We start from the raw sequence: 24,878 nt of genomic DNA on the forward strand, positions 1-24,878 counted from the left end.
TTTTGCCTTTGTAATTATGAGAAATAAACTAATTAAAACGGTGATGAGCAAGATAAAAAAAGGCCTAAGCCCAATCATCTACTCAGCTCGTGCACCAAAAGTCATTTCAATAACTTTTGGGACAGCCTCATTGTGATTCGTCTGTTTTTGTATTAAACGGTTTTCCTTCGTAGTTGGACACATCGTATTGCCCAATTGATTGATACTTTTCTGAATTTGAATCAGTCTGATGAACTATCTCATTTTCGCTTAAACTTAATGCATCGGTAATGATACGATGCAAATAGCTAGGTTCGGGTGCTTCATCTACACCGGCCATTACTAGAGCGTTTCGTAAATAGCCTGCGTTTTGAGAAAGAAGCTCTGCATTAAAGGTTAAGTTATGTTTATCAGCAAATAATTTCATAAATATTGAAACGGTTCGCGTATTTCCTTCACGATAAGGATGTACACGCCAAATATCTGTCAAAAGTTTTGCAAACTGAGAAGGTAGCTGTGGATTTTGATGTGTCCATTGAATTTGTTCAGCCCATTTGAAAATTCGTTTTAAATCGCTAATGATTTGAGATTTATTGCTATACGTAATGGAGAGTCCATTTAAAACTCTTTCACTTTTATAAATGTTGATTGTGCGAAATTCGCCAGCCCATGTATAGAGTTCTTCGAATAAAAAACGGTGAATCGTTTGTAAAGAGCTATACTTACGAAAATCTAAATCATCCATAATTGAATGAATATCAATGATTCCGGCGATTAGTAATTGTGCTTCAACATCGATAAGTTCCTGTTCATCGAGGATATTTAGTTTATTAATTAAAACGCTGGAGTTTGGATATACGTATGGATCCATTAGTTAGAAGCCTTTACGTATTTTTGAAGAATTGCTTGTTTTAACTGACCAGAAGTTACTTGACCATTTTCATATTGGTTTAACAAGCTTTGTGTGAACGAAGTCGGTTTCCCACCATCAAGTGCAGCCATACCCACAGCAAATTGAATTTGTTTTTGTCGTTCTAAACGCGAATTTAAATTCATGTGATACACCCCTCGTAAATAGTAAGTTTATTATACCATATTGTTTAAGGATTAATTCAAATGAGCTCGTGTAGATCTTTGAAGCGAAATGAATGGTTTATGGATTATATTGTGGATATGATGCCCAGCAATTCGCACGCGATAATCGTAAAGTCATTTGAAAAACTTATCAATGGAAGATTTTAAAGAGACAATGAGTGGTATTTGGACAACCTCGGTATCAGAGGAAACATTAGATGAAGCACCAATGGCCTACAAGCCGATGCAGGAAATTATCGAGCAAATCGGTGAAACGGTGACCATCCAAAAGCATATTAAGCCCGTATACAATTTTAAGGCGAGTGATAAATGGAGGAAGTAGATGTACATACAGGCAGTGAGGATATGCCTGTGTGTTTTTGATTTTATTTAAAAGTGTATAAAGTTTTAAGTTTCAATTAAAAGATAAATGATTGATTTAGGGTAGATTTAATTAAATAAACCTGAATTTTTAGTTGTGTTGTTCTGTTTGCTTTTTTGTAACCTATAATAATTTAGTGTTTTATGAATTGCATTATAAAAGTGAAAAGTTAGTCAAATTAGCTAGGAAGAAGATCTGTACTTATATATAATGAGTTGGAAGAACTATACAATGGAAAGTGAGCGGAAGACACAAATGAGTAAAAAGCTGTTTTTAGGACTTTTGGCAATGACGGTTGCTTCACCTGTAATGGTAGCTCCTGTACAAGCTCAAAATGTTAAGGTAGAGATTTCTCAAGAATTTAAAGATGTACCAAGAAATTATCCAACATATACGGAAATTATGGCAATGCGCAATCAAGGGATCATTGGTGGTTATCCAGACAACACATTCCGGCCATCACAAGCTATCAGCCGTGTACACACTGCGGCACTTTTCGTACGTTCTCTTGACTTAAAGCCAGTACGTGAAGGAAAAGAGTTCAAAGACGTACCGAAATCAAGTCCGTATTATAACGATGTACAGGCAGTATACCGCGCTGGTATTTTCGACGGAAATCCAAACGGCACATTTGGTGTGAACGACAATTTAACGCGTGCTCAAATGGCAAAAGTGTTAGTCGCAGCATTTGATTTACCAATCAAAAAGGGTTATATTTTTAGCGACATCGGTGCGAACCACTGGGCAAAAGACGACATTTCAACGCTTTACTCACACGGTATTACAGTGGGTGATAACGGAATGTTCAAACCGAACCAATCGGTATCACGCGCACAATACGCCGTATTCTTATACCGCGCATTGAATCCAGATAAAGCACCGAAACCAAGTAAGCCGTTAAGTCCGAACCCACCAGTTGTGAAGCCAGAACCAAAACCTGAGAATAAAGTTAAACCAAACCCACCACATTCAAATAATGTCCCAAATATTACTATCACAGGTTCAGTTCCAGGTGCTAATAAAGTAAGCCAAATTCCTGGTAAAATTGAGTACTCATTCATTAAATCCTTACCAGGTGGTGGAAAAATCACTAGTGTTGAAATGTTAGGATCTACAAGTGGAAACTTCTCAGTAGCAATTGACGGTAAAGATAAAAATGGTGGAATTATTTTTGCTGTGAAAAGTAAAATTGATGACAAAGCACACTATGTCTTTAGCGCCCCTGCATTAACTCCTGAAGCATTTGAACAAATTGAAGAATGGGCTGACATGTTCCTAGAAGTTCACGAAAAGTAATTTAATTATTACCCGAATTATTCACAAGAAACTAGAAATTTGGCATTTTTACTATTTAAAAATCCGTTTGTCAGGAAAAAATAGTCCAATAAGAGAAATGTTGAAGCGATTTTAAGGAAAGCACTGATTTTTGGCCAGATTTCTCCCTTGGTGCGGTTTCGATTTTAAAAATTAGATTTAGTTGAATTGAAGCTGCTGCACCCTGGTCATTACATCCCAAAAGAAGCTGAAGGAAAATGTCTTATCTCTAAATGTAGAGGAATCTTTTAAGGCGATTTTATTAAGTTATATGAATGAATGTCATAAATCATATTTTTCAAGAGCTTAGACTGCCCCTATATCAAAATCTTCTTTTTTTAAAATTATGCAACTTCGTTCTGTATTTGTAATAAGGCATTCATTCGATCTACGGCCAATTTACAGGCATTATAAATAAACGTCACTAGGTTGAAATATAGTTTTGCTTTTTTACCTGTTTGGTAACGGATGTTATTTTATTGAAAGTATTGTTTTAAATAGCATTAACGCGTTCTACTGCAATACGCTCTTTATAAAGCTTCTTCCATAATTCTGAGCCACGCGCTGGATAAGTGTATTTCCTAATATCTGATTCACATTTGATTTTAAACACCTTTTGACAAAGTGAATCCTCCTGTAATGGACACGTTTCACATTCTTTTGGGCGTGTAAATTTTAATGTACGGTATTTTACATCAAAGCTGTCGTAACAGTAGCTATGTTCACGTACACAAGTCGAGCGAAAATGTTCATCGAATCCGATATGTTCGCCTTCATTTCGAATATTGTACGGAATCACGACACGCATTGTTTGCGCTAGTGCCTGTTTATAAATCGGTTCATAATCATAATCAGCGTCAAATAGCGCTGTTGTAAACTGTTTTGGCAGGATGGCAGCGATCTTTTTCACTAGAGGAATTGCTAGCAACGAGTAATACTAAAATTCCCATTGCTTGATTATGGATCTACTTGGATTGCGAGAGCCCTTACTCATTTAATTTACAAATGAATGAGTAATGGGTTTTCTTTTTTTATTAATACTTCTTTTACATAGGCAAAATCTATTTTCGTGAAAATATTCATACATAGTGAAATGATTTCGCTCTTCAACCCGTTATAGTAAATGAAGGAGGGAAGAGGATGGACGATCAAGCGATTATAAAAAAAGTATTGGCAGGGGATAAAAATGCCTTTGCAGCAATTATTCAAACATATAAAAACCCACTTTATGCCACGATTTTACGCATGACGTATGATGCACAGCTGGCGCAGGACCTTGTACAGGAAGCGTTCATTAAAATTTATGAACAACTAGCAAACTATAAGGCAACGGGCTCATTTAAAAGCTGGCTATACCGTGTTGCGATGAACCATTGTATGGATGAGCTACGAAAAAAACAATATCAATATAAGAATGAGCCCATTGAAGATGAGCAGCTCGTTGAAAAAAATCACCCGGAAGTCGTGTATTTGAAAAGGGAAAGAGAGCGGCAATTAGAACGATTGTTGAGCCAATTACCTGAACAGGAGCGGATGATTTTATTGTTGCGCTATAACAATGAATGCAGCTATGAAGAAATTAGTGAGCTGCTGCATATTTCAGTGTCGGATGTACGCAATAAATTACATCGTTCCAAGAAAAAAATGCGTCAGCAAGTAAAAGAGGGAGGCGAATATTATGAACTGTCCGAGCGTGGATAAGCTAACACAATATGCGGATCAATTATTAACTCAAGAGGAACAGCAAAACATTGAAAAACACCTCAAACAATGTGGGAGCTGCCAGCAGATTGTTGCGTTATTTGAAGGGGAAGATCAATTTTTAAAAGACACCCTTCAAGCACCAACGTTACCAGATGATTTTGAAGCGCAAATTTTAGCACAAGTAAAGCCGTATAAGAAAAAACGTACCCTTTGGAAAGTTGGCTCAGGTGTCGCGGCAGCAGCGGTTTTGTCTGTTGGTATTTTGACGGCAGTCAGTCCCAGCTTTGCGCAGTTGATTACGAGCTTCTTTTCTACTGAGCTGGTAGATACAGGCTTACAGGAGGCAGAGATACTTGGATTTGTAGAAGCGGTCAATTATGAGGTGACGAGCAACGGGCTAACGGTACGGGTGGATGAGGTAATGGCAGATTCAACGCGAATTGCCTTCACATATCAAATTATCGATAAAAATGGCAAGATAAAAAATCCCCATTTTGATAATTGGAACGAAAAGAATAACATGAAATTTGTGAATAAAAACAATGAGGAATTGCCACAAGAAGATTACGGATCGTGGAGCTACAAAGAAGGGGATATCGGCTTTTTCGAATTGAGAACACCCAACGTGACAGAGGACGTGCTACTAAAATGGCAAATTCGGGACATCAATGGCAAGGAAGGTAATTGGGATATGGACATTCCGATTCCAATCGAAAAAGCGCTAGCCTCGATGACAATCGTGGATTTACAAAACGCAACATATGCACAGCAAAATGTAAGCGTCACATTTGAAGAAGCGCGATTTTCGCCATCTGCAACGGAAATTAACTATACAACTGCTTTTACAAAGCCATTAAAAGAAACGAAGCTATCAGCAAAGGTTCATACACCACCAGAAGTAGATGTAGCCTATACAATTGAAGCTGAAAATGGCGAGCTACTTGCAACGAATTTTACTTTTGGTCGCTATTTTGGTGAGAATAATGGTGTGATTTCAGCACTAGGTTCAACTTCTGAGGATCAGCAACAAAAGACCATAAAAGAAATGTTTATCCCTATAAAGGCAGAAAAACCAACCCTCGTTGTTGCAGGCTTTTTAAATCATGAAACGGTTGAGAAGTCGGTAAAGTTCCGGCCTTCAAACTTGGAAAATTCTAATAAGGATAAACCGATACTTTTATTGAATGATGAGCCTGTCATCATAAAGTCTATGAAACAAGTGAATAAAACAAGTTGGAAAATGGATTGGCCATTTATACAGCGAGAGCGCTATACAGAAATAATGATTGATTATGACCGAGAAAAAATAAAAGAGGAACTGGATAGCTGGGTATTAGAGGATTCAAAGGGCGAATTGTATACCGCTTATAATAATGGAGATAGCTTGCTCGTTTACGGGCTAGATTCCTTAGATGATGAATTTACGCTCCATTTGACGAAAGTTGTGAAATTTAATCCGTTAGAAGAACCTTGGCGCCTTCCACTTTATGAATAGAAAAGTGTGTAGGAATTTATTGATTTTGAACACTTTTAGTCATATATGAAAAATACATGTTTTATGTGCTACCATGTGCGTTGAGTTTCGCTAAAAAACAAGCCACAATGAACTGTAAGGAGGCGTCATATACATGAATCAAACGCTTACAGAAACATTACAGCAACGAATTGAATTTCTTCATTTATATAAACAAGAAACAAAGCAGTCAGACGCTTGGCTTGAGCAGCGCCTACAGCAGGCACAACAACCGGATTTTATATTAACAACCGATGAACTCACATATGGAGCACGTGTTGCCTGGCGCAATAGCAATAAGTGCATTGGGCGTTTGTTTTGGAACAGCTTAACCGTGTTTGATCGCCGAGAATTACTAGAAGAACAGCAAATTTTCGAGGCATTGGTAGCACATATCAACTATGCAACAAATGATGGCAAAATTCGACCGGCCATTTCAATATTTGACCCGACACGTGTGCGCATCTGGAATCATCAGCTCATTCGTTATGCGGGCTATGAAACCGAAGCAGGCATTATAGGGGACTCGGATTCGCTTGATTTTACGAAGGTTTGTGAGCAGTTGGGCTGGCAAGGGAAATATACAAATTACGATGTACTGCCACTTGTGATTCAAGTAGATGATCGGGAGCCACAAGTATTTGAGCTTCCGTCACAAGCCGTATTAGAGGTGGAGATTACGCATCCGGATTATGATTTTAGTGAGCTACAGATGCAATGGTATGCCGTACCCATTATTTCGAGCATGCGCTTTACGATTGCGGGTGTAGAATATCAAGCAGCACCATTTAACGGCTGGTATATGGGTACGGAAATCGGCGCCCGCAACTTAGCGGATGATTACCGCTATAACTTTTTACCAGAAGTCGCACAAGTAATGGGGCTAGATACAACTCGAAATGCTTCTTTATGGAAGGACCGTGCGTTAGTGGAGCTTAATTTAGCGGTGCTGCATTCCTATAAAAAAGCAGGTGTCAGCATTGTGGATCACCATACAGCCGCCCAGCAATTTCAGTTATTCCAACAGCAAGAGCAGGATCATCAGCGGGAGGTAACAGGCAACTGGGTATGGCTTGTGCCACCATTGTCACCAGCAACAACTTCGATTTATCATCAACCAATAAACAACACGGTGAAAAAACCAAATTATTTTTATCAACAACAGCCGTATTAAAAGAGGCTGGGACAAAACCCATCCTCTAACTGAAAAGCCCCTGGAATTTTACGAACAGTAAAATTTCCAGGGGCTTTGATTTTGAGTACAAAAAAAGACACGTCTTTGTTAAAATTTAAGTATCCTACCACCAAATTTAAAACGAAAGAAGTGTCCTTATGTTTAAAGATTATAACATGAATCAATTAACTTTACCGCTTGATTTAGAAATCAAATTACAAAAAAATGATATTGCGTTTGTCATTCATGAATTGGTTGAAAGTATTCCCAATGAAGCATTTGCGCCATTTATCCAACATACAGGTTGCCCTTCGTATCATCCACGTATGATGTTGAAAATTATTTTATGTGGCTACACACAATCGACGTTTTCAGGGCGTCGTATCGAGGATTTAACAAAAGATAGCGTGCGCATGATGTGGCTTGCGCAAGGCTACGAACCAAGTTATCGTACGATTAATCGCTTCCGTGTTCATCCCGTGATGCAGGAATTAATTCGCCAATGTTTCGTGCAATTCCGTTGCCAATTGGTTGAGGAAAAACTCATTGATCTAGAAGCCATTTTCATTGATGGTACAAAAATCGAAGCAGATGCGAATAAATTTACGTTTGTGTGGAAACGTGCGATTGAAAAATATGAGGCGAGTCTCATCGAAAAATCAAACCGTTTGTATGAAGAACTGCTTCAACACCAAATCATTCCGGCCATTGAGCGCGAATCAGACGAACAATTATCAATTTCTGAGTTAAAAGAAATGGCAGAAAAGCTAGAAGAAGTGGTTGCCGATTATACAGAAAAAATCGAAGCGTCTACGCAAGCCGAAGAACGAAAAGCGTTACGAAGTGCCCGCAAAACACCGAAGCAACTATTGAAACAAGTATCGGAATGGGTCACACGCAAAGAAAAGTACGCGCGTGATTTTGAGATTTTCGGCACACGGAATAGCTATTCGAAGACCGATCAAGATGCGACCTTTATGCGCATGAAAGACGATTATATGAAGAATGGTCAATTAAAAGCAGGTTATAATGTACAAATTGCGACAGAAGGACAATACACATTGGCATACGGCGTCTACCCGAACCCAACGGATACGAAAACATTGACGCCCTTTTTAGATCGCATCGAAACGGATTTTTTTGCCTTACCGAAACACATTGTGGCGGACGCTGGGTATGGCAGCGAAGCCAATTATCAGGATATTTTAGAGAAGCGCCACTGTGAGGCACTCATCACGTATAACCAATTCCGAAAAGAACAGACGAAAAAATATAAACAAGATCCATTCAAAACGAGCAACTGGGCGTATGATGAAAAAACAGATACGTATACGTGTCCAAACGGGCAAGTGTTAACGTTCCGCTATACGTCGAAACGAAAAGATAAAGACGGATTTGAGCGTACGTTCCAAGTGTATGAATGTGAAAACTGCACAGGTTGTCCGTTTCGTGCTAATTGTACAAAAGCCGAGGAAGGTAAGCATCGGAAACTGGCGGTGAATGTGCGCTGGGCACAACAAAAAGAATATGTACGCATGAAGCTTTCAGAAGAAAAAGCTGGACATTTGTATGCGCAACGCAAAACAGATGTAGAACCAGTTTTTGGATTTCTGAAAGCTAATTTAGGTTTCACGCGATTTTCGGTTCGTGGGGAATCGAAGGTCGAGATTGAGACGGGCATTGCATTGATGGCCGTGAATATCCGGAAATACGTGGCAAGGGGGTAATGGGGCCCTCCATTTTCACTTCGCCACACAAAAAAACGAAATGACATGGCGTCATTTCGTTTTTTTGTGTGGACCAGAACTATTTATGTCCCAGCCTCTTTCTTACTTTTTATTTAAAATCAACTGAATCAATTCTTCGCGATCGATTAAATAGACGTCGTTAATGTCCGCCAATTTTTCCGCTTGTCTGGTGAAGTGCGAGTTCGTTACAACCCAAGCTTCTGTGGCGTTGTACATTTTGACTGCCCCGATAATTTCCTGTACGGCTTTGACACCAACCGAGCTTGAATAGCGCTTTGCCTGAACCGCAATCACATCTTGACCATCCTTTAAAATTAAGTCTGCCCCATAATCGCCACTTGTAGCGGTATAGCTCACTTTAAAGCCGCGGCGCTTAAATAACTCCCCTAAAAAACGTTCAAAGTCTTCACCGCTCATTTGGTCAACTTCCCGAATGCCCGATTTACGAAGCTTGGCTGTTTTCCGTGACTTCAGCCAAAGCTTTAACATGATATATAGTACGAAATAGCAAGCAATCCCGTAACCAATGCCCTCAAAAGTAGGGTGAACAGACCAGCCGGCATATCCTGCTAATGCAATGAACAAAAGCGGGAAGATCGGTATGCGCTTTTTATTTCGTCTTCTCTTTTTCCGCAATGCAATTGTACTCCTTTAGTTTACTTACACCTAGTATAACACAAAAGGGTACATATGTTTGGTTATATTGTACGGTTTTTTGCACTTATAAACGAAGTAATAAATAGTAGGACCGCTACAATAATAAATAACACTAGTGGTACTAACCAACTGTCCGTAGCATCGTGAACAAATCCAAATAATACGGGACCAATTGCTGCGACTAAATAGCCAATACTTTGTGCAAATCCTGATAATTCAGCTGCTTCAAAGGCGGTATTCGTCCGCAATGTAAACAGCATGAGGCAAAAGCCAAAAGAAGCACCACCTGCAAAGCCTAAAAAAATCATCCAGATGACTGCAAGGCTTGTCCATTCAAATAATAGCCCACTAAACCCAATGAGGTAGCAAATCGTAAATAAGAAAGCGATCGGGCGCTGTGATGTCATTTTCCCTGCAATAATTGGAACGATAAACGTCATCGGAATTTGGGATAACTGCATGACTGATACCATCCAACCAGCTGACGTCGCATCCAAGCCCTGGCTAATAAATATTTCTGGAATCCATGCCGCACTACAATAGAATATAAATGATTGAAAGCCCATCGCTCCAGCAATGGCCCAAGCAAGAGGTTTTTGCCACATTCTTTTCTGTATAGTTTGTACGGAAGAGGTGTGCATTTCCACTTTAGAATTACGCAATAGCGGTAGCCAAACCATAAGTGTAAGGAGCACTAAAATAATGGAAAAGCCAAGCGCAATTTGCCAGCCAGCAGATTGGGCAATTGGAAAACTTAATCCAACTGCAACCCCAGATGAAATATTCATGGACACTGTATAAATACCCGTTAACAAACCAATATGTAATGGGAATTTTAATTTAAAATAACTCGGAATGAGCACATTACCAAAGGCAATTGCTACGCCAATTAATACTGTCCCAAGTACAAGCAATGATGTTACGCCAATCGAACGTAAAATAATACCTGTACACAATAAAATCACTGAATAAAATAGTGTCCACTCCATGCCAAATTTTCGTGCAATACGCGGCGCAAATGGTGACACCACAGCAAAAGCTAATAGTGGAATCGTTGTTAGAAAGCCCGCTAACCCATTTGAAATTTCTAGTCCATCACGAATAAATGAGGTAATTGGACCAACAACGGTGATCGGTGCTCGTAATGTTGAAGCAAATAAAAAAATGACAATCATAAAAAATAACAACTGCTTGTTTGATAGTATTTTTTTGCTTTGATAATTTACTTGTTCGGTATTCATAATCTAGCTCCTTCTCTAAATAATTGTTACTATAACAACTCGCAATAGAAGAGTGAATTCTCTAAAAAGTAAGAAAAATTCAAAGTCATTGCTATCAAAAAGTTGTTATGATAGACTGATTTACATTGTTGAATTAAATAGGTATACCTCATGAAAGTGAGGTAGAGGTCGCAAACATTAAGATTAGTATAGCGGAGATTGGGAAGAATCGGTGAAGCTTTATGAAAGGAATGTTTGCCGAAGTGTTGTTTTTCTTCTTAAAAACAATGCTGGGGCTGTTTTCGATAAGGAACAGAACTGTCACATGTGTCGTGCATGTGTTGAGCTATCTTTCAAGTTCTGAGGTTTTAATAAGCCGTCACATAACTTGTGGCGGCTTTTCATTTTACCAAAAAGCATTACAAGGAGATTTAGTCATGAGTGAAAATAAAATCAATCAGCTTGGTAACAAACCAGTGCTGAAGCGTGGATTAAAAAGTCGTCATGTTACGATGATCTCGCTAGGTGGAACAATTGGTACGGGGCTATTTTTAGCGTCTGGTGGTGCGATTGCACAGGCTGGCCCAGGTGGTGCCTTACTTGCCTATGCATTAATTGGGGTTATGGTGTACTTCCTAATGACATCACTTGGGGAGATGGCTGCATTCATGCCAAATTCAGGATCATTTAGTACGTACGCAACAAAATTCGTTGATCCGGCATTAGGCTTTGCGCTAGGCTGGAATTATTGGTATAACTGGGCCATTACGATTGCTGCTGAAATCGCAGCCGTATCGTTAATTATGAAATATTGGTTCCCAGATAGTTCATCATTAGTATGGACCGTTTTATTTATTGTTGTCGTATTAACGTTTAATTTATTATCCGTAAAGGCTTACGGTGAGGCAGAGTATTGGTTTGCAATGATTAAGGTTGTCACGGTGATTGTGTTCATCATTGTCAGCTTCTTAATGATTTTTGGTCTATTAGGAGGAAATGATCCAGTAGGCTTCAAAAACTTCTTTGCTGATGATGCACCGTTTAACGGCGGCTTCCTGGCCATGTTCGGTATTTTCTTAGCAGCTGGCTTCTCATTCCAAGGAACTGAAATGCTAGGTGTTACGGCTGGGGAAACAGATGATCCAGCAAAAAATATTCCAAAAGCAGTACGTTCTGTGTTTTGGCGTATTTTATTATTCTACATTTTCGCCATTGGTGCGATTGGTTTATTAATTCCATATACGGATTCACGTTTACTATCAGAGGATATTGCGACGAGTCCATTTACATTAGTATTTGAAAACTTAGGTATTGCATTTGCGGCATCCGTTATGAATGCCATTATTTTAACAGCGATGCTTTCTGCTGGTAACTCGGGGTTATATGCAGCAAGCCGTATGCTATTCCAATTATCAGTGGACGGAAAAGCGCCAAAGATTTTCCAAAAGGTCAATACACGTGGTGTTCCGATTTATGCATTATTAGCGACAATGGCAGTAGGCTGTCTGTCCTTTTTAGCATCCTTCTTCGGTGATGGGGTTGTCTATATATGGTTATTAAATGCTTCGGGGCTGTCAGGCTTCATCGCTTGGCTAGGTATTGCGATTAGTCATTACCGCTTCCGTCGCGCGTATGTTGCACAGGGCAACTCATTAAGCGACTTACCGTACGTTTCGAAATTCTTCCCATTTGGACCGTTATTTGCATTTGCGCTTTGTATGATTGTCGTATTAGGGCAAAATTATATGGCCTTTATGGGAGACAGCATTGACTGGTACGGCGTTATTGTGTCGTATATTGGCTTACCCTTATTCGCATTATTATGGATTGGCTATAAAGTAAAACATAAAACAAAAATCGTGCCGTTAGATCAATGTGATTTAACGAATAAATAATCCAAAAAGAAATCTCTTAACCGAGGTTTCTTTTTTTATACGAATTTTTGAATGTTTTAACAATTAGTCACATAAAATTCTAAATGGAGATAGTGGAAATGCTATAATAAAAGAGGGGGAGCGAATATGAATTTAGTAGACAAAGCAACACAATTTATTGCACTGAAATATGACGGGCGACGACGTACAGCCATGCAAATTCCGTATGCGACCCATTTATTTGGAGTAGCCCGAATATTAAAACATAGCGGCTACCGAGATAGCGTAGTTACAGCCGGGTTGCTACATGATATTCTAGAAGATCATGTAGCAAGTGAAGCCGAATTAACTGAGCTATTTGGGTTAGAGGTGTTAGCGCTTGTCAAGGCAACGACTGAAATGCCAAAAAGCTATTCATGGCAAACCCGTAAAGAATTTGTAATCGCAAGTATAAAAGAAAAATCACCTGACGAGCTGGCGATACTACTGGCTGAAAAAACGCATAATGTGAACTCTATTTTTGCAGAGCTAGAGCAATTTGGAGAAGGCTTATGGGAGAACTTCAATGCGCCAAAAGAGCAGCAAGAATGGTATTATAGAAGTATTCTAGAACAAGTTGAAGAAAACCATCCGAATGCGCGATTACTACCACATTTACAGCAGGCGGTAGACAAGCTATTTGTGAAGGTTGCTTATTAAGGAAGTGAAGAAGCGGATGCCTATTTCAGTGGGGTTTTATAAAAAAATGCATCAATGGTTGATCGCTGAACAAGAGAATACGGTGAAATTTAGACCATTTTTAACAAAGGGTAATCCTTATAAATCACGTATTTTTCTAGTAAGTGCAAATACCGTGCCTCAGCTTTATGTAGAGGATGATAATGAAAAGTTTTTTGCAGAAGCTCTTATGAATCGTACATTATTAAAGCGTGAATATTTAGATGAGCTAAATCGAGCGCCGCGTGAATTTCAAGGTTCCTTGCAATTTGAAGAGTGGTTGGAAAAGCGCGGAGAATCGTTACTCTATACGGCATTAAATGCTTATCAATTAGCGTCACTTGATGATGCGAAATGGACAAAGCAAGAGGATGCGGAAGATTATGCACGTGGGGAAGAAATATTCCAAGAGGTATTAGAAGAATTTCAACCCCAGATTTTGATTTTACAAGGAACGACAGCATTTACTCAATTTAAAAAGCAATTCGCTGAAAGCCTAATCATTTATAACCCCGCCATTACGAAAGTCCAATCATTAGAAGAAGCAGGTCCATTCGCAGAAATGCATTTTGCGAGTGGTAAAAAGATGCTTGTATTTGTTACACGCAGTATGGGTTATTTTGGACATGATGGTGCGAAGTTTGAAAAATTCAAAGAAAATTTAATCAAAGCACTCTAATTAAGCGTAAAAACCGAACATTAATAGACCAAAAATCGTATTTTTTATTAAATTTCCGAAAAATATGAATAATATTATTATTCTAAGGTTCTTGCAATTCCATTTTCCCATGCTTATAATTGGAACATTCATAAATTTAAATTAAATAACTTTACTCATATAATAGCAAGGATAAGGCTTGCGAGTTTCTACCGATTCACCGTAAAGGAATCGACTATGAGTAAGGCAGGCTTAACCAATGAATTTGTCCAATTATTGATTAATATTTGAACCGTCCATTTGTTATTACTTTTGAATTTACTCGGAAGTCTTGCTTTACTCATTGATTGAGAAAGCAGGCCGTCCGAGTTTTTTTGTTTGAGTTTAAATAAGGAGGAGCTCTTAAACATGGAACTGTTAAGAGAAAAAATTGAAAAAGAGGGCCAAGTGCTTTCGGAAGCTGTATTAAAGGTAGATTCATTTCTAAATCACCAAATTGACCCAATGTTAATGAAGGAGGTTGGCGAAGAGTTCGCAAAACGCTTTTCTGACCAAGTAATCACGAAGGTGTTAACGATTGAATCTTCTGGGATTGCTCCAGCAACATTTTTAGGCTTAACTATTGGCGCGCCGGTTGTATTTGCACGTAAACGAAAATCATTAACATTAACAGATAACTTATATACTTCAAGCGTACATTCATTCACGAAAAACGAAACGAATGAAATTTCCGTTTCGAAAAAATTCCTATCAGTGGATGATAATGTTGTCATTATCGATGACTTTTTGGCGAACGGTGAGGCTTTAAAAGGTCTTGTGGATATTGTGAACCAAGCAGGCGCAACAATCGTAGGCGCAGGCATTGTCATCGAAAAAGGCTTCCAACCAGGCGGTCAAATAATGCGCGATCAAGGCTTACGCATCGAATCATTAGCAAATATTAAATCTTTAGCAAATGGTAAAGTTGAATTTTTCGATTAAATAAAATAGTTTTAAAAAAGTAATACATTTCAAGGATGTCAATTTACTCATCATAGAGTACACATTAATTGGGGGAACACTTTTTTATGAATAACACAAAAGCAACGATGCTTGGGATTCAGCATCTATTAGCGATGTATGCAGGTGCCATTTTAGTACCATTAATTATCGGTGGTGCACTCGGTTTTGACTCTGCACAAATGACGTATTTAGTCGCAATTGATATTTTCATGTGTGGTGTTGCAACACTGCTACAAGTTTGGAAAGGTAAATTTATCGGGATTGGTTTACCAGTCGTATTAGGCTGTACGTTTACAGCAGTAAGCCCGATTATCGCCATTGGTTCAGGTGGCAACTTAGGTGATATTTATGGTGCAATTATCGCATCAGGTTTAATTATCGTATTAATCGGCGGGTTATTTGGTAAATTAATTCCGTTCTTCCCACCAGTTGTAACAGGCTCGGTTGTAACAATTATCGGAATTAGCTTAATTCCAGTTGCGATTAACAATATGGGTGGCGGTCAAGGCGCACCTGATTTCGCATCGGGCTCAAATGTCGCATTAGCTATGATTACATTAGTCATTATTTTAGTGGTGTACCGCTTCACAGTCGGCTTTGTTCGCGCTATTTCGATTTTACTTGGTTTAGTTGCCGGTACAGTAATCGGGATTTTCATGGATAAAGTAGACTTCACACCAGTGGCAGAAGCGTCTTGGTTACACATTATGCAGCCATTCTATTTAGCAACGCCAACATTCAATGCTTCAGCTATTTTAACGATGACATTAGTAGCGATGGTATCATTGGTAGAATCAACAGGTGTTTACTATGCATTAAGTGATATTTGTAAAAAAGATTTAACTTCAAAGGATTTAGCAAGAGGGTATCGTGCGGAAGGGTTAGCATCGATTATCGGTGGTATTTTTAACGCCTTCCCGTATACTACATTCTCTCAAAACGTTGGGCTGATTCAAATGTCTGGCGTGCGTGACCGCAAAGTAATTTACATTACAGGTGGTATGCTAGTTGCACTTGGTTTCTTACCAAAATTAGCAGCGATCACAACAATCATTCCAACACCAGTACTGGGTGCAGCGATGTTAGCGATGTTCGGTATGGTTATTACACAAGGTGTGAAAATGCTAGCACCTGAAATCGCAAAATCAATGGAAAATGCCATGGTTGCAGCACTTGCAGTTGGCTTAGGTGTCGGCGTAGCAAGCGTACCAGGAGTGTTTGCCAACGTAACACAAGGCATGCCAGCTTGGTTAGCGGAAGTCATTACCGTCATTACATCAAACGGTATCGTAGCGGGTGCGTTAACAGCGATTGTGTTAAATATTTTATTTAATATGATTGGTCCAAAACGTGAAGATCCGATGCATGTAGAATAATTAAATAGTAGTTTCTAATAAGTACCCCACATTCTTGTTAGAAATAGAACGTTATCACCTACTTTGACTATTTACTTAGTTGAGGTAGGTGATTTTTTTGTTCAAATCGACAGTTTGCGCAATTTTGAAGGAAAGGAATGATAGATGCACGAATGATAGGGAAAGGAGATGTTGCTAATGGTATTTTTTATGGCCATGATCGGTGCAATATTGGGCTCGTTCTTTAATGTTGTCGGTTTGCGCGTGCCCAAAAATGAATCAATGATTATACCGCCATCGCATTGCCCAAGCTGTGAACATAGATTAAGTGCACTTGATTTAGTGCCGGTGTTTTCTTATGGATTATTGCGCGGGAAATGTCGAGCATGTGGCATACGAATTTCGCCAATTTATGCGCTCGTTGAAGCGGCAACTGCGTTATTATTTGCTTTTGCGACATGGCACATTGGCTGGACGTGGGAGCTTATCGTCGCGCTGTTATTTATTTCACTATTAATGATTATTACCGTTTCAGATATTAACTATATGCTTATTCCTGACAAAGTGCTGCTATTTTTCTTGCCGTTACTTATTATAGGGCGGATTATTTCACCGTTAACACCTTGGTGGGATGGTGTACTTGGGGCAGTTATTGGCTTTTTAATCCTGTGGTTCATTGCCATCGTCTCAAAAGGGGGCATGGGTGGGGGCGATATTAAGCTGTTTTTCTTACTCGGACTTGTTTTAGGGACGATGAATACATTACTAACGCTATTTTTCGCTGCGCTACTCGGTCTTGTTTTTGGTGGAGTCCTGCTCATTACGCGTAAACAGGGACGTAAAACGCCAATCCCATTTGGACCAGCCATTGTAATCGCAGCACTGGTTGTTTACTTTTATGGGATAGAAATCATGGCCGCTTATTTGAACTTTTTTCAGTGGATAGAATGAAAATGTGTTATCTTAAATATATAACAAGTTAACACAAGAGGTGACATATGCTACAACTACGAGGGCATCATTTATTTTGCTTAATTGGCTTTAGAGGAATGGGCTATTCAGAGGAATATGCCGACAATATGAAAAAGGTGCATGCGCAATTGCGCCAAAATCCGCATACGCCTTTCCAACTGATTGCTGGGGCGGATGATTTATGTGCAAAATTCCCATGTGATCAGCCCTATCATTGTGATGCCGAACGTGTGGCACAGCAAGATGCGGCGTTTTTACAAAAGCTTCAGCTACAAATTGGGGATGTATTAACATGGCATGAGGTAGAGCAGCGTGTAAAGAAAAGTGTGACACCCGCTGTTATTCACGAAGTTTGTTTTGATTGTAGCTGGCGTGAATACGGTGTATGTGAAGAAGGTGTTGGTCATATTCAGCAAAATAAAGGACTATATCCTGTAACGTAATGCCAGAAAGACGGCATTACGTTCTTTCATATTCAAGCAAATAGTGGCTACCTACATTTCACGAATGACCTGCTCAAATGGGTGATTAGTCAACAATTCCCTCATCGCAATTTTGACCGCCTTTTCCTCAGAATCAGCCAAAATCAAAATTCGGTAGTCATCAAAATCCTTATAATACGCATCGGCTTCAATAATGGGAGAATCGGCTTTATGTGGTATCGCCACCACAATTTCATAGCCATCCTCGATCAATTCAATTTTCTTCATAAGAACACATCCTTTCGATATAAAAAGTATTTACCTCTTGGGCGATGTTTATTAAACTAAAAAGCACCTTGCACAAATTTGTACAAGGTGCGCGCAAAATGCTTACTCTGCGTTCGGATAAATCATTGTTGCTGGGTCGACATATTGATCGTATTGCTCCTCTGTCAATAAGCCCGAAGCTAATGCCGCTTCTTTTAATGTTGTGCCTTCTTTATGTGCCTTTTTCGCAATGGCAGCAGCATTTTCATAGCCAATATAAGGATTTAACGCCGTTACGAGCATTAAGGAATTGCGTAAATTTTCCCCTAGCACTTCCATATTCGGTTCAATGCCAACTGCACAGTTATCGTTAAAGCTTTGCATTGCATCTGCAAGCAGGCGAGCCGATTGTAAGAAGTTATAAATGATAACCGGCTTGAATACGTTTAATTCAAAGTTCCCCTGTGACGCAGCAAAGCCAATTGTTGCGTCGTTGCCGAATACTTGGCAGGCGACCATTGTCAGGGCCTCTGATTGTGTCGGATTCACTTTACCTGGCATGATTGATGAGCCGGGCTCGTTTTCAGGAATCGTAATTTCCCCGATACCCGAACGAGGACCACTTGCTAACCAGCGCACATCATTGGCAATTTTCATTAAGTCGGCAGCTAATGCTTTTAATGCACCATGAGCTGTTGTGATTTCATCATGCGAAGTTAAGGCATGGAACTTGTTTTCGGCTGTTAGGAAGCTTTTCGCGGTATAAGCAGTGATTTCTTCAGCGACCATGGCTCCGAATTTTGGGTGTGCATTAATCCCAGTGCCAACAGCTGTTCCACCAATTGCTAATTCCTTCATAAAGTCACTTGTTACTTGAATCATTCTTTCGGATTTCACTAGCATATGTGTCCAACCAGATATTTCTTGGCCTAATGTAAGTGGTGTCGCATCTTGTAAATGTGTACGCCCAATTTTAATAATGTCTTTAAAAGCATCTTGCTTTTGCTGTAAAGTTGCTTTTAATACATTTAGTTTTGGTAATACTAAATCTTCCACCGCAATAACAGCCGCTATATGAAGGGCAGTAGGGAATGTGTCATTTGAGCTTTGTGACATATTGACATCATCATTTGGGTGAACCTTTTCATCAGCACCTTGCTCCGCTAAAAGCTGGTTTGCGCGGAAGGAAAGTACTTCGTTTACGTTCATATTCGATTGTGTACCAGAACCTGTTTGCCAAACGACAAGAGGGAATTGGTCATCCAGCTTGCCTGCTAATACTTCATCTGCCGCTGCTATAATCGCCTTCGCTTTGACATCTGATAATTTGCCGAGCTTATTATTAGCGAGTGCACAAGAACGCTTTAAGATGGCGAACGCATGAATGATTTCTATCGGCATTTTTTCTGTGCCAATTTTAAAGTTTTCCAAGCTACGTTGTGTTTGAGCTTTCCAAAGCTTGTCTGCGGGTACGTTTATTTCGCCCATTGTGTCTTTTTCAATACGATAATCCATTTTGAACAACTCCTTCTCTATAGGTATACCCAAAATTGAGCTATGAAAAAACGGCAAATCTTGTAAGGAGATTTGCCATTCTTTCAGGAGAAAAGAAATAATCTTTTCGAAATATGAGTAAAGTAATTAATGAGTTTTCGAACCTGAACTGGGGGGAACGGTCTCGAAAGTTTGTTAACAACTAAGATGTCTTCCTTGCACTGATAATGATAATCCTTATCAATTGGAAAGTCAACCGTTTCATTTCATATTTTAAAAAAAGTGATGAACATAAAACAACGCCTAACACATCGAAGAATTGTCGATGTATTAGACGTTGTTTAGTCCGGTATTCACGTAATTTGCCACCCCTTTATTAAATGATTTTCACATAAAAGTCGCGACCATTTGTTAATTCTAAAATCTCGATTCCTTTTTCACGTCTATAGTAGTCTGCAATAATTGTTGCAAAACCATTATAGCCGTTTAAAAATGTCCCTTGTTTAATTTCCTTTGCGATATTGTGGAATTCGAAGTACGCAACGGTCTCTTCATTCATGCTGTTTAAAATATTTTCAATGTCTGCTAAAGGAATATGAACCCCTCGTGTATAGCGACACTCGCGTTTGTACGTGTGATGTTGAATGTTGACTGGACTTGTTTCTGTAATCATAGCTAATTGATTCATCTAGTAACCCCCTTGAATGGCATTTACTTCTAAATATAGTATACCTGAAAAACGAAAAAATAATCTGAAAATTAATTTAATTTAGTAATTTCTTTAAAACGTGAATTTACCAATCTTCTCCGCGCTGCAAATCTTCAGCCACCATTTGCAAATCGTAAGCATTGATGATGAAAAGCTCGTAATCTTCATGGATGTCCTGATACTTTTGTACAAGGCGATGCACGTATTTGGGAGAGCCTTCGTTTTCTTCATCATATACGAGTAGGGTAGCATCAGTATTATCGATAATAAATTTATCCTTTTCGATAAATTGCCACGGTGCTTCATAAGGGCGCTTTGTCACGCTAGTCGTAAAATCCGCATTACTTACTATATGCATATAGGTCGCTTGTTTATGTTCATTCCAGTTTTTTTCTTGCTCTAAAAAGGGCGTAATAATGGAATATTTGAGTTCGGGGTATTCCTCTTTTAAGTCAAGTACGACTTGCGCAGCCCATGTTTCGACACCTTGTTGGCCGCTAATGATAACCCATTCCAGCCCATCATCTAAAAAAAGACGGAGCTGATTTTTAAGTGCTATTTTAATGATGGCCACACCGGGATGCTTGTCATTAAAAATCCCAAGCTCATGTGGTCGGTAGCCTGTAATATAAAGTGATTTCATAAAGAGTCCTCCCAAAAGTGAAAAGGGCTGTGCTGAAAGTTTTCAGTACAACCCTGTTATGGTAATAGTAAGGATTTTTAGAATCCATGATTATTTGTACGAAGCCGGCTTTTTCCAAATAAGCGTTAATAATACCCCTAATACTAAGATAACTGTAGCGAAGTAGTATGGATAGTTGATGTCAATATCAAATAGCATCCCACCTAAAATCGGTCCGAAAATATTCGCCAAACTTGTAAACATTGAGTTCATTCCACCAACAAAGCCTTGCTCATTGCCTGCAATTTTGGACAAGTAGCTTGTTACAGCTGGTCGGAATAAGTCAAAGCCGACAAACACGAAGCAAGTTACGAGTAAAATGGCAAAATAGGAGCTTACTGTTGTCATTAAAAATACTAAAATGGCTGATAAAATCAATGTATAGCGAATGAGTTTGATTTCGCCCCATTTTTGCGCTAAGCGATCAAATAATGCCACCTGTGCAATGGCTCCAAATATCGCACTGCCGGTAATGATGATGGCGATATCGGTTGGTGTGAAGCCGAATTTATGGTCAACGAATAAGCTGAAGAATGATTCGAAGGCCGCTAAGCCAAATGATGCAACAAATATTAAAATAAAGGCAATGAAGTACATTTGTGAAAAGATGCGTTTAAAGCCTGATTTTTGTGTAGGTGCATTTTCAGTATTCTCTTCATTACGTTGTGGTTCGCGTAGTAAAATAATCGATAAAATCGCAGCTGTTGTACCAAGAGCACCAGCAAAATAGAACGGCACACGTGTACCGATATCTGCCAAGAAGCCACCAATACCAGGACCAATAATAAAGCCGGTACTAATCGCAGCACTCATATAGCCAAGTGCTTTTGGACGTGTTTCCATCGTAGTAATATCCGCGATAAAGGCCGTAACAGCCGGCATAATAAACGCCGCACTAATCCCACCAAGAACGCGAGAAATAAATAATACTTCAATCGTTTTCCCAAGACCAAATAAAAATTCCGAAATACCGAAAATAAATAATCCAAGAACGATCATAATCTTTCGGCCATATTTATCAACCGCTTTACCAGCGAATGGTGAAACGATCAGCTGTGCAATGGCGAAGGTGGCTGTCAAATAACCAACCGTTGTGCCGCTAATGCCAAGTTCATTCATTAACGTAGGGAGTACTGGAATGACTAATCCAATCCCTAAAAACGCGATGAATAAGTTTAATAGTAACAATCCTAACGTTACTTTATAGTCTTTCATAGCTGTTGCTCCTTATTAAGTTGTTAGATACGTCATTAATCCGCACCTTCTAACATAAACCCTATAGTAACTATAGAGTCAAAGGAATAGCTTAATATTATTGTAAAAAATTTATAAAAGTTGTACCTTCAATTCTACGATGAATTCATCCTCATCATTAGGAGAATAATTCAGCGGCATAAAAACCTCGTAAACGGTTGGTACGATGGGCAATGCATGCTGTTCAATATACTGGTACAGCTTTTGATATTGGGCTAAATAGGCATCGCGATTAAAGATAAAGGCCACACAGACATAGCGTCCCTCTGGAATGAGCTGTACGTCCATATCACTCGTCAAATGCGTAATATAGCGATCTGTTAAAATCGGTGTGAAAATATGGCTGTAAAATAAGTCATCTAAATTACTATAGTGCGCAAATGGATATATACAGCCATAACGACTGCTTAAAAAGCTATTTTCCGTTTCTAGCGTTTTCATGAGCGAGCTATAATAGGCGTTCGGAATATGATAAGGTGTGAGCTCCTTCGTTTGAATCGATAAAACACGCATTGCTTCCTCTGATTTTATATAGACCGTATTCATGACATCAATCGCGAGCTGTTCCTGCATTTGTTTTTTCGTTTTATAGAGCGTTTGTTGAATATCATACAGCCGATTAATCTGTTGTTCTATAAGACTTTCTTGCTGCTGTAAAAAGGCGAGCAATTCGTTCGGTGTAAATTGCTGAGCAGCCTTGATTTCATCTAGTGATACCCCAATATATTTCAATGATTTAATAATATCTAAATAATAAAGCTGTGAATCCTTATAATAACGATAATTCGTTGCTGGGTCGACGTAAGATGGCTTAAATAAATTGATTTGATCGTAATAGCGCAATGTTTGAATCGAAATATTGGTCAGCTTGGCAACCTCACCAATTGAATAATAGTTTTCTTCCATAATATATGTACCCTCCAGTAATCGACGTAGTGCATAACGCCACAATCGCCTTCACTTAATTGTACAATTCTTGCGCTATCGGTACAGACTTTTTCTTACTATAATAATGGCCAATCATTAAAATAATAAGGGCAACGGTTACTGTGCCACCCGCAAAAAGCAGTGGAGCCTTAAAAGATGCGTAGTATGTTTCTAATCGGCTTGCTATGACTGGACCAATAATTTGTCCAAATGCGTAAAATGTCGTTAATATTGATACGACGTAGGCGCTTTGCTGAGGAAATAGCTGACGTGCATAGCCAGTAGACATTGTAACAAGCCCAACAAATGTAAAGCCATATAAAAATGCCGATAACAGTACACTCCAAGCCGTTTGTGACAAAACAGGCAGTAAAATACCGATAATTTGCATTGCGTAGGCGAGCCCCATCATTGAAATGGTCGAAAAGCGTGACATCAAATGCATCCAAATCGGAGCGGATGGAATCGCCGCAATGCCAACAACAACCCAGCTATAGCCCGCAAAGCTACGTAACGCCTCAATATTGTATATAATATCGACTAAAAACGTACCGGTAATGATGTAGCCTAGTCCTTCTAAACCATAGGCGATAATGAGCCACGGCATAAAGCCATGCCAAATAGAGGTTTGTGCACCCTTAGGAACAGGTACTCGGTTTGGTACCGTCAAATGTCGCCATAAAACGACTGTTGTCAGTAAGAAAATTACCGACAATAGACCAAGACCAATCCATGAGCCTTGCCAATGGACGCGCACTTCAAGAATTGGTACGAGTAATCCAGAAAGCGCAATCCCAAAACCAATACCACTAAACACATAGCCACTCCAACGTGTCAGCAAATGGGTAGCTAAATAATCCATTACAATGCTGGAGGCTAATACAAAAATAAAGCCGCTCGAAAGCCCCATAATCAATCGTAAGATAATCCAAATCGTATAAGAATCAATGAGCCCCATTAAAATAATGGATGTTACATTGACGACCACATTTAATAGTAGAAAATGCTTTTTAGCGCGGTAAATAAAGCCGGCTCCAAGTGCACCGACAAAGTAGCCAACATAGTTGCTCGATGCCAGCCAACCACCCTGTGTAAATGATAATTGCTCATCAATGCGCATAAATGGTAGCAATGGTGTAAGGGCGAATCGGCTAATGCCCATCGCCACCACTAACATCAATATGCCACCAACAATAACGCCCATATGCTGTCGATTCATAAAATTTCCCCCTTCATAAATAATCCCCTTTTCCAAATTGTAACATTATCGAATTCGAGATTAATAGAGAGAATTGTCGTATAAGAAAAGAAAAAACCTAACTTTTCACCAAAAGTTAGGTTTCGACGTCATCAGCCAAATGAAAAAGCCCATCAGCACGATGTATTTCCATGTTGCCACTTTGACCATATGAATATATGTATCTTTTGAAAAGTCGGCATTTTTAGCATAGATTCTCGCTGGTTTAAATGCGGTAGCCATAAAATAAAGAGAAAGCGTCATAGCAATATACGTTACGATTAACCAAGAGCTTCCCCATGACCAACCACTAAAATGAATAAGCACTAGCCCTGTTGGCACAACATAATGTCCCCCATGTGCAACAGCGCGCAAGACACCTTGTAAGGCATTTACATAGCTTAATGCTTCTGCTTCAGGGGCCTTTTTCATCCGACTTAATAAGGGCAAAATCGCAAAGAGCGGACCGGTTGCGACGACCGCACTGATGACATGTGCAAATAATAGTATGTTGTAGAGCAAATTCATCCCTCACTAACCAAT

The 24,878-nt window shown here is 39.2% G+C and carries 24 protein-coding genes, 2 pseudogenes and 2 riboswitches; of the genes and pseudogenes, 13 read left to right on the forward strand and 13 right to left on the reverse strand.

Going from position 1 to position 24,878, the window contains the following annotated elements; translation table 11 throughout:
- Window positions 1–127: 127 nt before the first annotated feature.
- Both MKX47_RS01375 and MKX47_RS01380 read right to left on the reverse strand, forming a co-directional pair.
- Window positions 128–850, reverse strand: a complete 723-nt coding sequence (locus MKX47_RS01375; RefSeq protein WP_340770273.1) for a Fic/DOC family protein — start codon at window positions 848–850, stop codon at window positions 128–130.
- Entirely contained in the window at window positions 850–1,035 is a 186-nt protein-coding gene (locus MKX47_RS01380) for an antitoxin VbhA family protein (RefSeq protein WP_340770275.1), read from the reverse strand. The genes MKX47_RS01375 and MKX47_RS01380 overlap by 1 nt, the downstream gene beginning before the upstream one ends.
- A gap of 166 nt (window positions 1,036–1,201) precedes the next feature.
- On the opposite strand from MKX47_RS01380, the pseudogene MKX47_RS01385 reads away from it, so the two are divergent.
- Window positions 1,202–1,396: pseudogene (locus tag MKX47_RS01385) on the forward strand (RNA-splicing ligase RtcB); the annotation flags it as partial.
- Between the two features lie 270 nt (window positions 1,397–1,666).
- Entirely contained in the window at window positions 1,667–2,731 is a 1,065-nt protein-coding gene (locus tag MKX47_RS01390; protein ID WP_340770278.1) for an S-layer homology domain-containing protein, read from the forward strand.
- Between the two features lie 362 nt (window positions 2,732–3,093).
- On the opposite strand, the pseudogene MKX47_RS01395 reads toward MKX47_RS01390, so the two are convergent.
- A pseudogene (locus MKX47_RS01395) lies at window positions 3,094–3,671 on the reverse strand (transposase); the annotation flags it as partial.
- A 218-nt stretch (window positions 3,672–3,889) separates the two neighbouring features.
- Here MKX47_RS01395 and MKX47_RS01400 point away from each other — a divergent pair.
- The 4 genes from MKX47_RS01400 (at window position 3,890) to MKX47_RS01415 (ending at window position 8,867) form a co-directional block, all read left to right on the forward strand.
- Window positions 3,890–4,450, forward strand: a complete 561-nt coding sequence (locus tag MKX47_RS01400) for an RNA polymerase sigma factor (protein ID WP_340770281.1) — start codon at window positions 3,890–3,892, stop codon at window positions 4,448–4,450.
- Window positions 4,428–5,948, forward strand: coding sequence for a DUF4179 domain-containing protein (locus tag MKX47_RS01405; RefSeq protein WP_340770283.1), 1,521 nt, complete (start codon window positions 4,428–4,430; stop codon window positions 5,946–5,948). The genes MKX47_RS01400 and MKX47_RS01405 overlap by 23 nt, the downstream gene beginning before the upstream one ends.
- A gap of 133 nt (window positions 5,949–6,081) precedes the next feature.
- Entirely contained in the window at window positions 6,082–7,140 is a 1,059-nt protein-coding gene (locus MKX47_RS01410) for a nitric oxide synthase oxygenase (protein ID WP_340770285.1), read from the forward strand.
- Window positions 7,141–7,298: 158 nt separating this feature from the next.
- The gene (locus MKX47_RS01415) at window positions 7,299–8,867 is read left to right on the forward strand and encodes an IS1182 family transposase (protein ID WP_340770287.1); all 1,569 of its coding nucleotides are present in this window, start codon (window positions 7,299–7,301) and stop codon (window positions 8,865–8,867) included.
- A gap of 102 nt (window positions 8,868–8,969) precedes the next feature.
- On the opposite strand, the gene MKX47_RS01420 is transcribed toward MKX47_RS01415, so the two are convergent.
- Both MKX47_RS01420 and MKX47_RS01425 read right to left on the reverse strand, forming a co-directional pair.
- The gene (locus MKX47_RS01420) at window positions 8,970–9,524 is read right to left on the reverse strand and encodes a restriction endonuclease (protein ID WP_340770292.1); all 555 of its coding nucleotides are present in this window, start codon (window positions 9,522–9,524) and stop codon (window positions 8,970–8,972) included.
- Between the two features lie 62 nt (window positions 9,525–9,586).
- Entirely contained in the window at window positions 9,587–10,786 is a 1,200-nt protein-coding gene (locus tag MKX47_RS01425; RefSeq protein WP_340770295.1) for a CynX/NimT family MFS transporter, read from the reverse strand.
- Window positions 10,787–10,940: 154 nt separating this feature from the next.
- Window positions 10,941–11,122: riboswitch (Lysine riboswitch) on the forward strand.
- Window positions 11,123–11,202: 80 nt separating this feature from the next.
- Between MKX47_RS01425 and MKX47_RS01430 the strand changes: the two genes are divergently transcribed.
- From MKX47_RS01430 to MKX47_RS01460, 7 genes are all read left to right on the forward strand, one after another.
- Window positions 11,203–12,660 (forward strand): amino acid permease, encoded by a 1,458-nt coding sequence (locus tag MKX47_RS01430; RefSeq protein WP_340770296.1) that lies wholly within the window; start codon window positions 11,203–11,205, stop codon window positions 12,658–12,660.
- Between the two features lie 126 nt (window positions 12,661–12,786).
- Window positions 12,787–13,338 carry an HD domain-containing protein gene (locus tag MKX47_RS01435; RefSeq protein ID WP_340770297.1) on the forward strand — a complete coding sequence of 184 codons (552 nt, stop codon included), beginning with the start codon at window positions 12,787–12,789 and terminating at the stop codon, window positions 13,336–13,338.
- Window positions 13,339–13,384: 46 nt separating this feature from the next.
- The gene (locus MKX47_RS01440; RefSeq protein ID WP_340770299.1) at window positions 13,385–14,035 is read left to right on the forward strand and encodes an RNA 2'-phosphotransferase; all 651 of its coding nucleotides are present in this window, start codon (window positions 13,385–13,387) and stop codon (window positions 14,033–14,035) included.
- A gap of 135 nt (window positions 14,036–14,170) precedes the next feature.
- A riboswitch (purine riboswitch) is annotated at window positions 14,171–14,272 on the forward strand.
- Between the two features lie 150 nt (window positions 14,273–14,422).
- Window positions 14,423–14,995: a xanthine phosphoribosyltransferase gene (locus MKX47_RS01445; protein ID WP_340770302.1), complete on the forward strand. Its 573-nt coding sequence runs from the start codon at window positions 14,423–14,425 to the stop codon at window positions 14,993–14,995.
- An 86-nt stretch (window positions 14,996–15,081) separates the two neighbouring features.
- On the forward strand, window positions 15,082–16,392 hold the full coding sequence (locus MKX47_RS01450; RefSeq protein WP_340770304.1) for a nucleobase:cation symporter-2 family protein: 1,311 nt from the start codon (window positions 15,082–15,084) through the stop codon (window positions 16,390–16,392).
- 168 nt (window positions 16,393–16,560) lie between these two features.
- Window positions 16,561–17,322 (forward strand): prepilin peptidase, encoded by a 762-nt coding sequence (locus MKX47_RS01455; protein WP_445683567.1) that lies wholly within the window; start codon window positions 16,561–16,563, stop codon window positions 17,320–17,322.
- 47 nt (window positions 17,323–17,369) lie between these two features.
- Entirely contained in the window at window positions 17,370–17,786 is a 417-nt protein-coding gene (locus MKX47_RS01460) for a DUF1284 domain-containing protein (protein ID WP_340770309.1), read from the forward strand.
- Between the two features lie 51 nt (window positions 17,787–17,837).
- Here the strand turns inward: MKX47_RS01460 and MKX47_RS01465 are convergent, their stop codons facing one another.
- From MKX47_RS01465 to MKX47_RS01500, 8 genes are all read right to left on the reverse strand, one after another.
- Complete coding sequence (locus MKX47_RS01465) at window positions 17,838–18,053, reverse strand: hypothetical protein (protein ID WP_340770312.1); 216 nt, start codon at window positions 18,051–18,053, stop codon at window positions 17,838–17,840.
- 102 nt (window positions 18,054–18,155) lie between these two features.
- Entirely contained in the window at window positions 18,156–19,547 is a 1,392-nt protein-coding gene (gene fumC, locus MKX47_RS01470; RefSeq protein ID WP_340770314.1) for a class II fumarate hydratase, read from the reverse strand.
- Window positions 19,548–19,902: 355 nt separating this feature from the next.
- Entirely contained in the window at window positions 19,903–20,214 is a 312-nt protein-coding gene (locus MKX47_RS01475) for a hypothetical protein (protein ID WP_340770318.1), read from the reverse strand.
- 106 nt (window positions 20,215–20,320) lie between these two features.
- Window positions 20,321–20,878, reverse strand: coding sequence for a DUF1273 domain-containing protein (locus MKX47_RS01480; RefSeq protein WP_340770320.1), 558 nt, complete (start codon window positions 20,876–20,878; stop codon window positions 20,321–20,323).
- Between the two features lie 90 nt (window positions 20,879–20,968).
- A complete protein-coding gene (gene norA, locus MKX47_RS01485) occupies window positions 20,969–22,132 on the reverse strand; it encodes a multidrug efflux MFS transporter NorA (RefSeq protein ID WP_340770321.1) in 1,164 nt (387 codons plus the stop codon).
- A 111-nt stretch (window positions 22,133–22,243) separates the two neighbouring features.
- The gene (locus MKX47_RS01490; protein ID WP_340770324.1) at window positions 22,244–23,077 is read right to left on the reverse strand and encodes a MerR family transcriptional regulator; all 834 of its coding nucleotides are present in this window, start codon (window positions 23,075–23,077) and stop codon (window positions 22,244–22,246) included.
- A 55-nt stretch (window positions 23,078–23,132) separates the two neighbouring features.
- Window positions 23,133–24,317, reverse strand: a complete 1,185-nt coding sequence (locus tag MKX47_RS01495; RefSeq protein ID WP_340770326.1) for a YbfB/YjiJ family MFS transporter — start codon at window positions 24,315–24,317, stop codon at window positions 23,133–23,135.
- Between the two features lie 105 nt (window positions 24,318–24,422).
- Entirely contained in the window at window positions 24,423–24,857 is a 435-nt protein-coding gene (locus MKX47_RS01500) for a DUF2269 family protein (RefSeq protein WP_340770328.1), read from the reverse strand.
- Window positions 24,858–24,878 lie beyond the last annotated feature (21 nt).

This window comes from Solibacillus sp. FSL R7-0668 (genome assembly GCF_038006205.1).
Lineage (GTDB): Bacteria > Bacillota > Bacilli > Bacillales_A > Planococcaceae > Solibacillus.

Coding starts and splice junctions, on each gene's coding strand:
- MKX47_RS01425 (WP_340770295.1), bottom strand. CDS start 10,786: ATGAATACCGAACAAGTAAATTATCAAAGCAAAAAAATACTATCAAAC.
- MKX47_RS01415 (WP_340770287.1), top strand. CDS start 7,299: ATGTTTAAAGATTATAACATGAATCAATTAACTTTACCGCTTGATTTA.
- MKX47_RS01410 (WP_340770285.1), top strand. CDS start 6,082: ATGAATCAAACGCTTACAGAAACATTACAGCAACGAATTGAATTTCTT.
- MKX47_RS01455 (WP_445683567.1), top strand. CDS start 16,561: ATGTTGCTAATGGTATTTTTTATGGCCATGATCGGTGCAATATTGGGC.
- MKX47_RS01450 (WP_340770304.1), top strand. CDS start 15,082: ATGAATAACACAAAAGCAACGATGCTTGGGATTCAGCATCTATTAGCG.
- fumC (WP_340770314.1), bottom strand. CDS start 19,547: ATGGATTATCGTATTGAAAAAGACACAATGGGCGAAATAAACGTACCC.
- MKX47_RS01390 (WP_340770278.1), top strand. CDS start 1,667: ATGGAAAGTGAGCGGAAGACACAAATGAGTAAAAAGCTGTTTTTAGGA.
- MKX47_RS01440 (WP_340770299.1), top strand. CDS start 13,385: ATGCATCAATGGTTGATCGCTGAACAAGAGAATACGGTGAAATTTAGA.
- MKX47_RS01375 (WP_340770273.1), bottom strand. CDS start 850: ATGGATCCATACGTATATCCAAACTCCAGCGTTTTAATTAATAAACTA.
- MKX47_RS01380 (WP_340770275.1), bottom strand. CDS start 1,035: ATGAATTTAAATTCGCGTTTAGAACGACAAAAACAAATTCAATTTGCT.
- MKX47_RS01445 (WP_340770302.1), top strand. CDS start 14,423: ATGGAACTGTTAAGAGAAAAAATTGAAAAAGAGGGCCAAGTGCTTTCG.
- MKX47_RS01430 (WP_340770296.1), top strand. CDS start 11,203: ATGAGTGAAAATAAAATCAATCAGCTTGGTAACAAACCAGTGCTGAAG.
- MKX47_RS01480 (WP_340770320.1), bottom strand. CDS start 20,878: ATGAAATCACTTTATATTACAGGCTACCGACCACATGAGCTTGGGATT.
- MKX47_RS01400 (WP_340770281.1), top strand. CDS start 3,890: ATGGACGATCAAGCGATTATAAAAAAAGTATTGGCAGGGGATAAAAAT.
- MKX47_RS01490 (WP_340770324.1), bottom strand. CDS start 23,077: ATGGAAGAAAACTATTATTCAATTGGTGAGGTTGCCAAGCTGACCAAT.
- MKX47_RS01435 (WP_340770297.1), top strand. CDS start 12,787: ATGAATTTAGTAGACAAAGCAACACAATTTATTGCACTGAAATATGAC.
- MKX47_RS01495 (WP_340770326.1), bottom strand. CDS start 24,317: ATGAATCGACAGCATATGGGCGTTATTGTTGGTGGCATATTGATGTTA.
- MKX47_RS01460 (WP_340770309.1), top strand. CDS start 17,370: ATGCTACAACTACGAGGGCATCATTTATTTTGCTTAATTGGCTTTAGA.
- MKX47_RS01405 (WP_340770283.1), top strand. CDS start 4,428: ATGAACTGTCCGAGCGTGGATAAGCTAACACAATATGCGGATCAATTA.
- MKX47_RS01475 (WP_340770318.1), bottom strand. CDS start 20,214: ATGAATCAATTAGCTATGATTACAGAAACAAGTCCAGTCAACATTCAA.
- MKX47_RS01465 (WP_340770312.1), bottom strand. CDS start 18,053: ATGAAGAAAATTGAATTGATCGAGGATGGCTATGAAATTGTGGTGGCG.
- norA (WP_340770321.1), bottom strand. CDS start 22,132: ATGAAAGACTATAAAGTAACGTTAGGATTGTTACTATTAAACTTATTC.